The sequence below is a fragment of the Rhodopseudomonas sp. NSM genome, from assembly GCF_052445935.1.
Classification (GTDB): Bacteria; Pseudomonadota; Alphaproteobacteria; order Rhizobiales; family Xanthobacteraceae; genus Rhodopseudomonas.
The window spans coordinates 192,044-206,546 of record NZ_JBQTCH010000001.1 but is presented as its reverse complement, the minus strand read 5'-3'; the positions used below and the strand labels follow the sequence as shown (position 1 = coordinate 206,546).

Below are 14,503 nucleotides of genomic sequence, written 5' to 3'. Positions count from 1 at the left end.
GATTGCTTCGTCGCGTCGCTCCTCGCAATGACGTGGCGTTGGCTATCTGAAATCCAATGAAGGACGCATGTCGCCCGTGGATACGCTGAAAGTACGCGACGCGCAGGAGGTCGAGGACGCGGTGCGCGCCGCGATCGCGGGCGAGCAGCCGCTCGAGATCATCGGGCACGGCACCAAGCGGCGGGTCGGCCAGCCGATGGCGACCAATGCGGTGCTGGAGCTGTCGGCGCTCAACGCCGTCGTCGGCTACGAGCCGAACGAACTGATCATCACCGTGCAGGCCGGTGCGCCGGTCGCCGATGTGCTGTCGCTGATCGATTCGAAGAATCAGCAATTCGCCTTCGAGCCGATGAACACATCGCTGCTACTCGGCACGGTCGAGACCGAAGGCACGATCGGCGGCATGATCGCCGCCGGGCTCGCAGGCCCGCGCCGGATCAAGTCCGGCGGCGCGCGCGACCATCTGCTCGGCGCGCATGCGGTGTCCGGTTTCGGCGAGAGCTTCAAGGCCGGCGGCAAGGTGGTGAAGAACGTCACCGGTTACGATTTGTGCAAGCTGCTGGCGGGTTCGTGGGGCACGCTGGCGGTGATGACCGAGGTGACGCTGAAGGTGACGCCGCGGCCGGAGAGCGAACGCACGCTGGTGCTGCGCGGGCTCGACGACGTCACCGCCAACAGGGCGATGACGCAGGCGGTCGGCTCGCCCTACGACGTCAGCGGCGCGGCGCATCTGCCCGGCTCGGCGCTGCGCACCACCGGTGGCGCGCTCGCCGACCTCGCGCAACCCGATCAGGCGCTGACGCTGCTGCGGCTGGAGGGCATCACCTCGTCAGCGAGTCATCGCGCCCAGTCCCTGCGCGAGGCGCTGAAGAGTTTTGGCGCGACCGAGTTGATCGAGGACGAAGCCTCGGCCGCGCTGTGGCGTGCGGTGCGCGACGTCGAGCCGTTCGCCGCTTCGGGCCCGCGCGCGTTGTGGCCGGTCTGGCGGATCGTCTGTCCGCCGGCGTCGGGCGGCGCGTTCGGTCAGGCGCTGCAACGCGAGAGCGGCGGCGAGGTTGTTTACGACTGGGGCGGCGGCTTGATCTGGGCGGCGCTGCCGCCGGCGGCAGATGCGCAGGCTAAGGCGCTGCGCCAGCGCGTCGCCGCGATCGACGGCCATGCCTCGCTGATCCGCGGCAGCGACGAGGTTCGCGCGCGGATCGACGTGTTCCATCCGCAGCCCGGCGGATTGGCCGCCCTCGGGCAACGGGTCAAGAACAGCTTCGATCCCCGGAACGTTCTCAATCGCGGCCGGTTGTCGCGAGGACCCGCAGTATGAAAACCGAATTCAGCCTCACCCAGCTCGCCGATCCGGACATCGCCGAGGCCGACAAGATCCTGCGGGCCTGCGTGCATTGCGGCTTCTGCACGGCGACGTGCCCGACCTATGTGCTGCTCGGCGACGAACTCGACAGCCCGCGCGGCCGCATCTACCTGATCAAGGAGATGCTGGAGAGCAATGCGCCGCCGACGGCGGACGTGGTCAAGCATATCGACCGCTGCCTGTCGTGCCTCGCCTGCATGACGACGTGTCCGTCCGGCGTGAACTACATGCATCTGGTCGATCAGGCCCGCGCCCGTATCGAGAAGGACTACACGCGGCCGTTCTGGGACCGGATCGTCCGCGAGGCGCTGTCGTGGATGATGCCGCATCCGGGCATGTTCCGGCTCGGCATGCGGGCGGCGCGGATCGTGCGCCCTTTCGCCAAGCTGCTGCCGGGCTCGCACGATCTCGCCCACCCGACGTTCCTGAGCCGGGTCAAGGCGATGCTGGCGCTGGCGCCGAAGCATCTGCCGGAGCGCGGACCGGACTCCGGGACCACGTTCCCGGCGATCGGGCCAAAGCGCGGGCGTGTGGCGCTGCTGCACGGCTGCGCCCAGCAGGTGCTGGCGCCGCGTATCAACCGCGCCGCGATCAATCTCTTGACCCGCCACGGCATCGAAGTGGTGCTGGCGGCTGACGAGGCCTGCTGCGGTGCCCTGATCCATCACCTCGGTCGCGATACGCGCACGCTGGAATACGCCCGCACCAACATCAAGGCCTGGCTCGCCGAGATCGACCGCGGCGGCCTCGATGCCATTCTGGTGACGACGTCGGGCTGCGGCACGGTGATCAAGGACTACGGCTTCATGCTGCGCGAGGATCCGCAGTTCGCGGCATCGGCCGCGAAGGTCTCGGCGCTCGCGAAGGATATCAGCGAGTATGTCGGCGAGTTGCAGCTGTCGGCGCCGCAGTCCCACGGCAATGTGGTCGTCGCGTATCACTCCGCGTGTTCGCTGCAGCACGGTCAGAAAATCACGCGGCTGCCCAAAGAATTGCTTTCCAAGACCGGATTCGTGGTGAAAGATATCCCCGAGAGTCATTTGTGTTGTGGTTCGGCGGGCACGTATAACATCCTCCAGCCTGACATCGCGACCAGATTGCGTGACCGCAAGGTCGCCAATATCGCTTCCGTCAAGCCGGACATGATCGCCGCTGGCAACATCGGCTGCATGGTGCAGATCGCCAGCGGAACGGAAGTCCCTGTAGTGCACACGATTGAACTTCTCGATTGGGCGACAGGCGGTCCCCGGCCTGCGAGTACCTGACTGCGCTGCAGGCCTGCTGGCGGAGAGCGTGATTGCCGAACCACAGGCGATCCGCACAACAGGAGGACGACAATGGCGAAAAGCACGAAGTCCAAGAAAACCAAGGCGGACAAGAAGGTCAAATCGAAAAAGGACAAGTCGAAAAAGGCCAAGCTTCCGTTGATGGCGAAGAAGTCCAAGAAGGGCGCCAAGTCGGCTTCGACCAAATCCGCAAAGACGAAATCCGCAAAGACGTCTGCCAAGAAGGCGGTGAAGGCCGGTTCGAAGAAGGCTTCGGTCAAGAAAGCTGCCAACAAGAAAGCTCCCAACAAGAAAGCCGGCAAGACCCAGAAAGCGACCAGGCCACCGGCGAAGAAATCCTCGGCCAAGACCTCGAAGAACGCTGTCGCCAAGAAGCCGCTAGCCAAGACACCGCTAGCCAAGACACCTCCAGCGAAGAAAGCGGTCGCCAGGAAGTCCGCCAAGGCTGCCGCGCCAATGGCGGCGCCGTCGGCAAACAAGATGCCGCCGAAGAAGGCCTCACCCAGGAAGGCTTCTCTCAGCCGGGCCGCGCCGAAAGCGAGCCCTCCGGCCGAAATGCTCGACCAGATCGACGCGGCTGCGCCCGCCGAAGCCGCGGCGCTCGCCGAAGCCGCTGTGCCGGCGAAGCCCGCCAGGCCCCGCAAGCCGCGCGCCAGCAAGCCTGCCGCGCCTGCTGCGCCCGAGGTGGACGAGGCGACGTCCGCGTCTCTGTCGTCGGAGACGAGCGAGGTCGAATCCTTCGAGGCTGACGCGCCTGAAGCCGAGCCGTCCCGGTCTCCGCCGCCCGATCCGTCCTTCGAGGAGGTCGTCGACGACGTCCCTGCCGAGCCGTTTCCGGCGCCCACAGTAACGAGCCATGAGGACAATACGCCGGTCGAATCCGTGCCGCCGTCCGATGGGGACGATGCCGACATCGAGGGTGATCGCGACCACCCCCATCCGCATCACAGGGCGCCCGATTCGATGTGACCTGCGACCACCCCGCGTTCAGGTCAAGATGATCCGGCAAGGCCGCGGCAACTGCTGCGGCCTTTGTTTTTGGGGCCGAATCCGATCGAAGCGCATTTCGGACACTTCGAAGCGACGGCGAATCGGTGAATGCGGCCCTCGCCACCATCCGTCACATCTCTGTCGCATTATCCGAAAGTGTTGCAGCGACAGCCAAATTCCGGGACGAGCGCTCAGAGTGAGTCGCAAAATAGTGCCGAAATTGCCACACTCTCGAACTACTCGTAACTGGAAGTGCGGATTTGCTTAAAAAAGCGGCAGCTGCATGTGTTTTTTGCTTCACGGTTCCCACTCGCCGCCGCAGATTGTGCGGGAGTTAACTAGCAGGTCGATATCGCGTCTCTGGACTCCGGGTCGGGCTGGTTTCAAAGCGATGGGGAACATCATGAAGAAGACAATTCTGTCGGTCGCGGCTGTGCTCGCTGTCGGCGTCACCTCGGCCTCCGCCGCCGATCTGCCCGCGAAGGTTTATACCAAGGCTCCGCCGATCGTGGCGTTCGATCCCTGGGATGTCGCGTTCGGTTCGGCGATCATGAGCGACTACGTGTTCCGCGGCATCACCCAGTCCAACCACAAGCCGTCGGTCAACGCCTATTTCGAGCCGCGTTACAACGTCAACCCGAACCTGCAGCTCTACGTCGGTAGCTCGTTCTCGAGCATCTCGTTCCCGAACCGCGCCGCTGCTGAAGTCGACATCTACGGCGGTATCCGGCCGACCTTCGGCGCCTTCGCGTTCGACTTCGGTGTGTTCGGCTACCTGTATCCGGGCGGAACCTGCCAGTACGGCGGCACCGGCGTCGATTTCGCCGGCAATTTCCAGGGCGCCGATTGCGCTGCCAACTTCATCACCAACGGCAACGTGATGAAGAAGGACGCGAGCTTCTTCGAAGGCTACGCCAAGGTGATGTGGACCGCGAACGAGATGTTCTCGTTCGGCGCCAACGAATACTACTCCCCGAACTTCCTGAACACCGGCGCCTGGGGCAACTACGCGTCGGTGACGGCCAAGTACACCGCGCCGGGTACTTATTTCGGCGGCGGCGTCGGCATGTACATCTCGGGTGAATACGGCCATCAGTGGTTCGGCACGTCCGACTCGTTCTACGGCGTTCCGGCTTCGCCGTTCGGCATCAAGTACGCCGACTACAACACCTGGAACGTCGGCATCGGCTTCAACTACAAGGTGTTCACGCTCGACCTGCGCTACTCGGACACCGACCTGTCCAAGGCGAACTGCAACGCCTTCACCAGCGACTACACCGCCACCCCGAGCGGCGACTTCTCCCCGATCAATCCGTCGGGCGTCGGTTCGAAGTGGTGCGGCGCCACGTTCATCGCCAAGCTGTCGGCTGACCTGACGCTGATGAGCAACATCAAGTAAGCTTTCCCCTTCCGGGGTACGACGGGCGGCAGAGCAATCTGCCGCCCGTTTTGTTTTGCGGAAGGGTCGATCGTCTGCCGACACGTCTCTCGTCCGCCAAGCCGTGTGGCGCTAGGCCGTTGCAACTTGCACCGATGACCTTCTCCGGCGGAGGATTCAGAATCGCAGGGCGTGCGTAGTGAGCGCACGACGAACCAACAAGCGCTCTGGGACTGGGTCGCCCGCCTGCGCGGGCGATGACGGCGGTGGGTCGGGCGAGCGCTGCGACCATCCCGACACCGCGATCCTGAGCCCTGCTACCATCCCGACGCCGTCATCTTGAGCCCCTGCCACCATCTCGACGCCGTCATCCTGAGGCGCTCGCCCGACAGGGCGAGCCTCGAAGGATGCGGAGACGCGGACCGTGCGCGCGGCGCATCCTTCGAGGCTCGCTGCGCTCGCACCTCGGGATGACGCGGCGTCAGTTGCGGTGCGGTGAAATACATACTGAGGTCATCCCCTGCGCATGCGGGGGATCCAGTATTCCAGAGTGTTCGCGGCGAGCGCACGGCGGATCAACGAGCGCAGTGGAATACTGGGTCGTCCGGTCAAGCCGGACGATGACGTGGCTGGGTGGCGCGAGCGCGCTGCCCCATCGCGACGTCCGCTTCAATTGTCAAACAGCCACGGCGATTTGGTCTCGCGGCGCCTAAGCGTCCGAGGTTTGCACCCGTCGCTGTCACAGCGAGGGGTGGGGGGGCGCGCCGAAAGGCGCGAAGGTGGTGAGTGTCGCGATGGCTTGCGACCATCGCGCAACGCCTGATCGGCGCGCCCACCGCGGCGGTTTTGGGCATCGGGACCGTTCTTCCGGGGACACAGCGGTGCGGGATCTCCCCGGCCTTGCTGCGCCCGTCCAGCCACGAAAGCGGCAGCCGCTCGTAGTAGCGGCGGACGGTGACCTCTGCCTCCCGGACGCGTGCTTGCGAGGCACGACGCGCAGGACGCCGCGTCCGTTCGACTCCGCCGGCCGAGCCGGCATTGCCAAACTATCATCGGGGCCGGTTGCCCAGCCCGTCCGATCTGTCCCGCTATCCGACGCCTCGCGAAGCGCCCCTCACGGACAGGACAGTGCGGACTATAATCATAATAGGATTATTGTCAAGAGGACTTCCACCTTCACGACTGTCATCACCCGCGCAGGCGGGCGATGACGGGGAGGGAGCGGACGTTGCTCCATCCCCTTGCTCCAGGCCGCCCGCCAGATCCGCCTCGTCGTGAGGAGGGAGGTTGTGCCCGTCGCCCATGGTTCGAGACGCATCGCTGCGCGATGCTCCTCACCATGAGGGCCGAGATTGTGCCTCCTCATGATTCGAGACACACGGGTCCGCTGCGCCGCGCGGGGCTTCTCACCATGAGGGCCGAGGCCGACGGCGTTGTGTGCTGGACGTCAGCTCGCCGCCGGCGCGGCCGTCCTCACCTTGTCCTGTAACGTGAAGCGGTCGCCGGAGCGGGTCAGGATCGCGTCGCGGTCGTGGAAGGCGTTGAGCGTCGAGCGATGGCCGATCGAGACGATGGTGGTGTCGGGCAGCTTGTGATCGAGCAGCCGATACAGCGCGGCTTCCGACGGCTCGTCGAGCGAGGCGGTTGCTTCGTCGAGAAACAGGTAGCGCGGCGCGTGCAGCAGCGCCCGCGCGAGGCCGAGCCGCTGCTGTTCGCCGAGCGACAGCGTCCGGTTCCAGTGGCCGTGCTCGGCGAGCCGGTCCGCCAGCGCCGGCAGCCCGACCTGCTTCACGACGTCGGCCACCTGCGCGGCGGTGAACGCCTCGGTCTCCGCGGGATAGACGATCGCGGCCTGCAGTTCTCCGACCGGGAAGTAGGGCCGCTGCGGCAGCATCATGATGGTGGCATCGGCCGGGATCGCGATCGCGCCCGAGCCGAACGGCCAGATCCCCGCAATGGCGCGGAACAGCGTCGACTTGCCGGCGCCCGACGGCCCGGCGATCAGGGTGCGCTGCTTGCCGCTGATCCGGAAATCGTCCGCACGCATCAACGGCTGGCCGGCGGGCAAAGTCAGTTCGAGGTCGTCGAGATCGATCGCATCGCCGGCTTGCGCGACCACGCGGCTGATGCCGGGATTGGCGCGCTGTGCGGTTGCGTTCCGGATCGCGACCTCGAAGCCGTCGAGCCTCGCGACCACCGATTGCCATTCCGCCAGCGTGCGGTAGGCGGTGACGAAGAACGACAGCGAGTCCTGAACGCTGCTGAATGCCGACGCGGTCTGCATCAGCCCGCCGAGCTGGACCTTCCCGGCGAAATAGGCGGGAGCGACCAGGATATAGGGGAAGATGATCGAGGCCTGCGAGTAGCTGGCGGTGAATGCCGTGAGCTTCTTGGTGCGAGTCATGATCCGCATGAAATTGTCGGCGACCAGCCCGAACCGCGACGACAGCTTGCCGCGTTCCGCAGGCTCGCCACGCAGTAAGGCGATCTGTTCGGAATTCTCGCGAGCCCGCACCAGGTTGAAGCGGAAGTCGGCCTCGAAGCGCTGCTGGCGGAAATTCAGATCGGCCAGCGGCGAGCCGATCCAGTGCGTCAGCAAGGTGCCGATGGCCGCGTAGATCAGCGCGCCCCACACCAGATAGCCCGGGATCGGAATGTCCCGACCGAACACGTGGAGCGGCGCTTCATTGGAAAGGCCCCAAAGGATGATGACGAACGAGAACAGCGTCACCACCGAATTCAGCAGGCCGATGCCCAGCAGCAGCGTGCGCTCGACGAACATCTGGGTGTCTTCGGCGATGCGCTGATCCGGGTTGTCGGCCGCGTCGCCCTGCAACTGCATCTGGTAGTGGTTGGCGTCGTGCAGCCATTCGCCGAGATAGCGTTCGGTCATCCAGCGACGCCAGCGGATCTGCAGCCACTGGTTCAGGTAGAGCTGATAGACCTTGATCGTGATGAAGATCGCCGCGAGCACGCAGAAATAGCCCAGCTGATAGGCGAAGACATTGTAGTCGCGCTCCTGCAGCGCGTTGTAGAAGACGTTGTTCCAGCGATTGAACAGCACCGCGAGGCCGACCGCGGCGAGTTCGATGACGACCACCGTCGCCAGCAGGATGCGTCCCATCCGGCCGTCTTCGGATTTGAAATACGGCACTGCGATGCGCCAGACGGTCGCCAGGGTCGATCGTATATTGGTCACGGATGAGCTTCTCCGGGTGCGAAGCCCTCGTCTGGAGGGCCGTTCGACAGAATGCAGGTTGACGACCTACGGCGCGCGCCCACTTGTCGCACCCTAGCATGATGGCCGCAGCGCGGAACCGGGTCCGCCCGGTTTCGCGCGTTTGTGAGTATCCGCAGGCCCCGGTTCACCTGATCGCGCGCGCTGTCGCCGATGCGGACCGATCACTGGCCAAGCCGGCCGCATCCGCGATAGACAGCACCATCGTCTCGAACAACAGCCGAGGAAAGATGCGTCCTTCACTGCTGACTTGCGCCGCACTGGCGGCAGCTCTCGTCGCCGCCGTCCCGGGCCCCGCGAAGGCTCAGTCGACCGGCGAATTTCCCTTCGGTCTCGAAATGACGCTGGAAGCGCCCCCGAAGCCGGGCTCGAAGCGGATTCCGAATCTCGAGATCGGCGACAAGGGCGAGGTCCGCCTCGAACTGTGGTGCAAGGGCGGCAGCGGCCAGTTCTCGGTCGCCGGCAACAGCGTGATCTTCGTGGCCGGCGCGCTGGAGGATCGCAATTGTCCGCCGGATCGCGCCGAAGCCGACGACGCGCTGATCGCGGCGCTGACGGCGGCGACCGGCTGGGCGCGGCAGGGCGACTACGTGACGTTCTCGGGCGGCGAGACGCTGCGGTTCCGGCTCAACAGCAATTAGAGCAGTTCTGCTTTTGACGAAATCAGAGCTCGCGATCCGATTGCCGCCGTCATCCTGAGGTGCCTGCCGGGCCGCGCTATGCGCGGCGCGGCGGGCCTCGAAGGATGGGCCGCAGGCACCTCGGGCCGCATCCTTCGATGCGCGCTACGCGCGCACCTCAGGATGACGATCCTGCACTTGAGAAGGCCGCATCGCTTCAATCAGTCGATGAAGCGCTATAACTCTTCGGGCCGTCGCGCAGGATGATGTCGGCGCATGCCGCCGCGGATTGCACGACGCCGCTGTAGCCGCCGACGCCCGCATAGGCCGAGGCGAGATACAGCCCCGGCAGAACCGTGCGCGGCGAACGATACGGCGCGCCGCCGTCGTCCGGCGGCAGCGGCGCGAAGCCGTAGACCGAGCCTTGCGGCACGTTGAGATATTGCTGCACCGACAGCGCGACGTTGAACGACGCCGCGGTCACCGCGCTTGCGATGCCGGGATAGATGCGGTCGAGGTGATCGACGATCGCCTGCTGCCAGCGGCCGCGCTTGGCGCGGTAGTCGTCCTGATCGAGGCCGCTCCAGTTCGCGATCTGGTCGGGGCCGACCACCGACAGCACAAAAGGCGGCGACGGCACGCCGGAGTCGATCGCGGCGTAGTCGGCGATCGCCAGCGGCGGCATCCGCTCCGCTGGCTCGCCCGCCATCAGCGCCTTGCCGTCGGCGTAGTCCGCGAGGTTGTTCATCCAGTCCGGCAGCAGCTGCGTCGAGTAGCTGGTGACGCCGAAGTCGCGGGGCGGCTTCGACAGGCCGAGCGTCAGCGCGAACAGCGACAGCGACAGCGCACGGCCGGCGTAGCTCTCGTTCAGTCGCCGGCCTTGCGCATCGGGCATCAGCGCCGCGAGCGCGCCCGGCGCGGCGTTGCCGATCACGGTGAGCGCGTCGACCGATTGCGGATCGCTGCCGTCGCGCGCGGTGTGGGTGACGCGATGGATCGCGCCGGGCTCGCCCATCTCGATGCCGCTGACGGCGCGTCGCAGGATCACTTCGCCGCCGTTGGTGCGGACGGCGCGGGCGAGCGCGCTCGACAGCCGCTGCGAGCCGCCCTGCACGTAGCGCGCGCCGGTCAGCAGGAAGCTGCCCTGCATCATCGCGAACGGCACCCACCACAGCGTGGCGGGGTCGTCGTGGAAGTAGGAGAGGTTGCCGGCGATCGCGCATTTGAGCGCTTCGTTGTCGCCGAACAGCGCCCGCAGCTTGTCGGCCAGCGACGACGACCAGTCCGGAAACTCCGGCGCCAGCGCGAACACGGCGTCGAGGCCGCCGTCGCCCGCCGCCGAAGCCAGTCGCTGCATCTCGCCGAGGAATTGTTCGATGCCGCCGCGGGCGTCGGGGAACCGCGCCAGCAGCGCGTCGCGGGCGCCGGCGAAATCATCCGGCAGCACGAAAGGCTGCGCGAGCGGGCCGCCGCGCATCTCGTACAGCGCGCCGGCGGGAACGAACTGGACTGTGTCGCGTACGCCGGCGCGGCCCAGCGCCGCGTGCTTGGGATCGCGCGGATGCTGCGGATCACCGGTGACGTGCAGCGAGCCTTCGACGAACAGATCGCCGACCTTGTAGCTCGACGCCGCACCGCCGACCGAATTGCCGCGCTCCAGCACCAGCACCTTGCGGCCTTCGCGGGCGAGGATCGCGCCCGCGGTCAGGCCGCCGAGGCCGGCGCCGATCACCACTACGTCAAAGCGCGTCATTCAACCGAACATCCTGCCGCCGGAGGGAAGCGCTTCATTGCCGCAATGCAGCGGCATGTCAAATCGCGCTCCTGCGGCAACGGTGGCCTCTCACCTCTCCCCGCACCGCGCGGGGAGAGGTCGACCGGCGAAGCCGGTCGGGTGAGGGGCGAGGCAGTGCCGATCCAGCAGCGTCGGTATCTGCGGGGAGGCCGCAGCCCCTCACCCCAGCCCTCTCCCCGCGAAGAGCGGGGCGAGGGAGCAGGCTGCGGCCGTCGAGAGGTGGTCACGAAGCGCCAGACTTGGCCGTGGCCTTGCTGTGACTGTATTCTTGGCGTGAGGAGCGGGACGTATTACTGCCAGGTCGCGCTCTCGGAATCCCAGCGCTGGCCCTTCAGTTCCTTCGCCAGCGCCGCGACTGCGCCGCCATCGCTGCGCGGTTCGGCTCCCTCTTCGCCGGCGGCGTCGTCATTGAGGTTGAGGCGGGGGCCGGCACTCTCGTCGGAGATGGTATCCGAGGGATTGCCGAGCCACAGCATCAGCTTGTCGGTCGGGCCCGGCCGGTCGGCGCTGACCATCGCCTCGACCTCGATGGTCTCGGTGAGCTGCAGCGCAGGCACCAGACCGCTCGGCCGCTTGAAAGTGAGCTTCAGCTTGCCGGTATCGTCGTTCCAGGCCGACGCGGCCAGCGTCGCGCCCAGCGTTTGCGACAGCACGCCGGCGACGGTGGTGGCGAGCTTGTCGCGGGCGACCCGGTCGCCGTCGCGCCAGCCGGCGGCGGGGAACAGGATGGTGCGGTCCATCTCGATGATGCCGTTGGTCCAGCCCGCCGCGAGCACGCCCGGGAACGTCTTCGCTTTGGCGATCACCGCTGCGGCGCGCGCCGGGTCGGTGGTCAGATTGATCACCAGCGTGCCGGCGCGCAGCGCGTCGCAGCCGACGCTGAGGCTCGACAGCGCCACCTGCAGATTCTGCCCCTTCAATGTCTTCAGGAAGTCTGATGCGGCTTCGAGATTGACCCGCACGCCGACCGCTTCCGGCGACACTTCGGTGAAATCCTTCGGCGCCGTCGCGATGCTGTCGTCGGCCGCCTGGGTCTCCAGATATTCCTTCTCGCTCAGGTCCGAATTGTCGCTCGACGTGACCTCGTGAACCGTCGTGCCGATGCTGATCTCGCCGGTGAAGTCGACGGTTTCGCCGCTCGGCTTGCGGGTCAATTTCACCAACACCGGCGCCTTGTCGCCTGTCGTCTGCGCGGTTCCGGTGAGGCTCTGGCCGCTGACCTGAAGATTGGCGACGAAGCGCTCCTTGTGGTCCGATCCCCTGGCCGGCGAGTAGCAGACGTCGAGCACCGCGCCGGTCACCGCCTTGCCCTGCCGGGTTTCCTTCAGGATGACATCGGCGCCGTCCAGGAAGCCGTCGAGGGCGGTGAAGTAGCGCGTCTCGCTGGCCGGCGCTGCCGCTTTCGGTGCGAGCTTGGTCTGGGCGACAGCGAGATCGGTCGCAGGCAGCAGCATCAGCAGGCTGAACAGGAGCGCGCGCATCGGGGACTTTCCTCGCAGGAATGGCAGCTTTCGCAGCCTTGTTGATTCGAATTGAATCCGAACCAAGGCTGACTAGCAAATCGCGGAGCCCGCGCCAAAAAACAAGCGCTAAGACACCTACGGCCGTCATCCCCGCGAATGCGGGGTTCCAGTATCCCGGAGCGCTTGCCGTTGAATTCCGCCGCACTGGAATACTGGGTCGCCCGCTTTCGCGGGCGATGACGGCTGAGAGAGTAACGACCGCCGTGCCATCGCGCGGTCTTGGCCATCGTAGCCCACAAAACAACAAGGCCGCCCGGAGGCGGCCTTGCGTGAGCGTTATCCGTGGGAGAGGCGGGGGCTCAGAAGCCCATGCCGCCCATCCCACCCATGCCGCCCATGCCGCCGCCGCCACCCGGCATCGCCGGGGCGGCTTCGCGGGGCAGCTCGGCGACCATGGCTTCGGTGGTCACCAGCAATGCTGCCACCGACGAGGCGTCCTGCAGCGCGGTGCGGACCACCTTGGCCGGATCGAGGATGCCCTTGGCGAGCATGTCGACATATTCCTCGGTCTGGGCGTCGAAGCCGAACGTCTCCGACTTGTTCTCGAGGATCTTGCCGACCACGATCGAGCCTTCGACACCGGCGTTCTCGGCGATCTGGCGGATCGGAGCCTCCAGCGCCTTGAGCACGATGTTGATGCCGGCCTGGACGTCGGCATTGTCGTTGTTGATGCGGCCGACCGCCTTCTTGGCGCGCAGCAGCGCGACGCCGCCGCCCGGCACGACGCCTTCCTGCACCGCGGCGCGGGTCGCGTTCAGCGCATCCTCGACACGGTCCTTCTTCTCCTTGACCTCGATCTCGGTGGCGCCGCCGACGCGGATCACCGCGACGCCGCCGGCGAGCTTGGCGAGGCGCTCCTGCAGCTTCTCACGGTCGTAGTCCGAGGTGGTTTCCTCGATCTGCGCCTTGATCTGCTGAACGCGGCTCTCGATGTCCGGCTTCTTGCCGGCGCCGTTGACGATGGTGGTGTTCTCCTTGTCGATCACCACCTTCTTGGCGCGGCCGAGCATCTTGAGCGTGACGCTCTCGAGCTTGATGCCGAGTTCTTCGGAGATCAGCTGACCGCCGGTCAGGATCGCGATGTCTTCCATCATCGCCTTGCGGCGATCGCCGAAGCCCGGCGCCTTGACGGCGGCGACCTTGAGGCCGCCGCGCAGGCGGTTGACGACGAGCGTCGCCAGCGCTTCGCCTTCGACGTCCTCGGCGATGATCAGCAGCGGCTTGCCCGACTGCACCACGGCTTCGAGCACCGGCAGCATCGACTGCAGGCCCGACACCTTCTTCTCGTGCAGCAGGATGTAGACGTCGTCGAGTTCGACGGTCATCTTCTCGGCGTTGGTGACGAAGTACGGCGACAGGTAGCCGCGGTCGAACTTCATGCCCTCGACGATGTCGACTTCGGTCTCGAGCGACTTGTTCTCTTCGACGGTGATGACGCCTTCGTTGCCGACCTTCTGCATCGCCTGGGCGATCATCTTGCCAATCGGCGCGTCGCCGTTGGCGGAGATGGTGCCGACCTGGGCGATCTCGGCCGAGGAGGCGACCGGACGGGCGCGCTTCAGGATGTCCTTGACCACGGCCTGGACCGCGATCTCGATGCCGCGGCGCAGATCCATCGGGTTCATGCCGGCGGCGACGGCCTTGGCGCCTTCGCGCACGATCGCCTGGGCCAGCACGGTCGCGGTGGTGGTGCCGTCACCGGCGAGGTCGTTGGTCTTCGAGGCGACTTCGCGCAGCATCTGCGCGCCCATGTTCTCGAACTTGTCGTCGAGCTCGATCTCCTTGGCGACGGTGACGCCGTCCTTGGTGATGCGGGGAGCGCCGAAGCTCTTCTCGATCAGCACATTGCGGCCCTTGGGGCCGAGCGTGACCTTGACCGCATTGGCGAGGATGTCGACGCCGCGCAGCATCCGATCGCGCGCGTCTCCACCGAATTTGACGTCTTTGGCTGCCATTCAATTTGCTCCTGATGTCTGTTGCGAGGTGATCAGCCGACCACGCCCATGATGTCCGACTCCTTCATGATCAGGAGTTCCTGGCCGTCGAGCTTGATCTCGGTGCCCGACCACTTGCCGAACAGCACGCGGTCGCCGGCCTTGACGTCGATCGGGATCAGCTTGCCGGCTTCGTCGCGGCCACCCGGGCCGACGGCGACGATCTCGCCTTCCTGCGGCTTCTCCTTGGCGGAGTCCGGAATGATGATGCCGCCCTTGGTCTTGGTTTCCGCGTCGATGCGCTTCACCACGACACGGTCATGGAGTGGACGAAAATTGAGCTTAGCCATCGGTGATCCTGTGCTGTTGCTGGAGG

General features: G+C 66.0%; 10 protein-coding genes. 5 read left to right on the top strand and 5 right to left on the bottom strand.

Annotation, left to right across the window (positions count from 1 at the left end; all coding sequences use genetic code 11):
* The first annotated feature begins 76 nt into the window (after window positions 1-76).
* From ACTZWT_RS00935 to ACTZWT_RS00920, 4 genes are all read left to right on the top strand, one after another.
* Window positions 77-1,318 (top strand): FAD-binding protein, encoded by a 1,242-nt coding sequence (locus tag ACTZWT_RS00935; RefSeq protein ID WP_444768440.1) that lies wholly within the window; start codon window positions 77-79, stop codon window positions 1,316-1,318.
* A complete protein-coding gene (gene glcF, locus ACTZWT_RS00930; RefSeq protein ID WP_444767850.1) occupies window positions 1,315-2,628 on the top strand; it encodes a glycolate oxidase subunit GlcF in 1,314 nt (437 codons plus the stop codon). Before ACTZWT_RS00935 ends, glcF begins: the two co-directional genes overlap by 4 nt.
* Window positions 2,629-2,700: 72 nt before the next feature.
* Window positions 2,701-3,618 (top strand): hypothetical protein, encoded by a 918-nt coding sequence (locus ACTZWT_RS00925; protein ID WP_444767849.1) that lies wholly within the window; start codon window positions 2,701-2,703, stop codon window positions 3,616-3,618.
* Window positions 3,619-4,042: 424 nt separating this feature from the next.
* The gene (locus tag ACTZWT_RS00920) at window positions 4,043-5,038 is read left to right on the top strand and encodes a TorF family putative porin (RefSeq protein WP_444767848.1); all 996 of its coding nucleotides are present in this window, start codon (window positions 4,043-4,045) and stop codon (window positions 5,036-5,038) included.
* A 1,426-nt stretch (window positions 5,039-6,464) separates the two neighbouring features.
* Here ACTZWT_RS00920 and ACTZWT_RS00915 read toward each other — a convergent pair.
* The gene (locus ACTZWT_RS00915; protein WP_444767847.1) at window positions 6,465-8,216 is read right to left on the bottom strand and encodes an ABC transporter ATP-binding protein/permease; all 1,752 of its coding nucleotides are present in this window, start codon (window positions 8,214-8,216) and stop codon (window positions 6,465-6,467) included.
* Window positions 8,217-8,485: 269 nt separating this feature from the next.
* Here ACTZWT_RS00915 and ACTZWT_RS00910 point away from each other — a divergent pair, with 269 nt between their 5' ends.
* Entirely contained in the window at window positions 8,486-8,896 is a 411-nt protein-coding gene (locus ACTZWT_RS00910) for an META domain-containing protein (protein WP_444767846.1), read from the top strand.
* 196 nt (window positions 8,897-9,092) lie between these two features.
* Here ACTZWT_RS00910 and ACTZWT_RS00905 read toward each other — a convergent pair whose 3' ends face one another.
* From ACTZWT_RS00905 to groES, 4 genes are all read right to left on the bottom strand, one after another.
* Complete coding sequence (locus ACTZWT_RS00905) at window positions 9,093-10,628, bottom strand: phytoene desaturase family protein (RefSeq protein WP_444767845.1); 1,536 nt, start codon at window positions 10,626-10,628, stop codon at window positions 9,093-9,095.
* Window positions 10,629-10,960: 332 nt separating this feature from the next.
* Window positions 10,961-12,151, bottom strand: coding sequence for a hypothetical protein (locus ACTZWT_RS00900; RefSeq protein WP_444767844.1), 1,191 nt, complete (start codon window positions 12,149-12,151; stop codon window positions 10,961-10,963).
* A gap of 341 nt (window positions 12,152-12,492) precedes the next feature.
* Window positions 12,493-14,148: a chaperonin GroEL gene (groL, locus tag ACTZWT_RS00895; protein WP_444767843.1), complete on the bottom strand. Its 1,656-nt coding sequence runs from the start codon at window positions 14,146-14,148 to the stop codon at window positions 12,493-12,495.
* Window positions 14,149-14,180: 32 nt separating this feature from the next.
* The gene (gene groES, locus ACTZWT_RS00890; RefSeq protein ID WP_322517904.1) at window positions 14,181-14,477 is read right to left on the bottom strand and encodes a co-chaperone GroES; all 297 of its coding nucleotides are present in this window, start codon (window positions 14,475-14,477) and stop codon (window positions 14,181-14,183) included.
* Window positions 14,478-14,503: the final 26 nt, after the last annotated feature.

What these genes read in the sequence shown, in the direction of transcription:
- ACTZWT_RS00905 (WP_444767845.1), bottom strand. Translation starts at nt 10,628, where the DNA reads ATGACGCGCTTTGACGTAGTGGTGATCGGCGCCGGCCTCGGCGGCCTG.
- groES (WP_322517904.1), bottom strand. Translation starts at nt 14,477, where the DNA reads ATGGCTAAGCTCAATTTTCGTCCACTCCATGACCGTGTCGTGGTGAAG.
- ACTZWT_RS00900 (WP_444767844.1), bottom strand. Translation starts at nt 12,151, where the DNA reads ATGCGCGCGCTCCTGTTCAGCCTGCTGATGCTGCTGCCTGCGACCGAT.
- groL (WP_444767843.1), bottom strand. Translation starts at nt 14,148, where the DNA reads ATGGCAGCCAAAGACGTCAAATTCGGTGGAGACGCGCGCGATCGGATG.
- ACTZWT_RS00925 (WP_444767849.1), top strand. Translation starts at nt 2,701, where the DNA reads ATGGCGAAAAGCACGAAGTCCAAGAAAACCAAGGCGGACAAGAAGGTC.
- ACTZWT_RS00910 (WP_444767846.1), top strand. Translation starts at nt 8,486, where the DNA reads ATGCGTCCTTCACTGCTGACTTGCGCCGCACTGGCGGCAGCTCTCGTC.
- ACTZWT_RS00920 (WP_444767848.1), top strand. Translation starts at nt 4,043, where the DNA reads ATGAAGAAGACAATTCTGTCGGTCGCGGCTGTGCTCGCTGTCGGCGTC.
- glcF (WP_444767850.1), top strand. Translation starts at nt 1,315, where the DNA reads ATGAAAACCGAATTCAGCCTCACCCAGCTCGCCGATCCGGACATCGCC.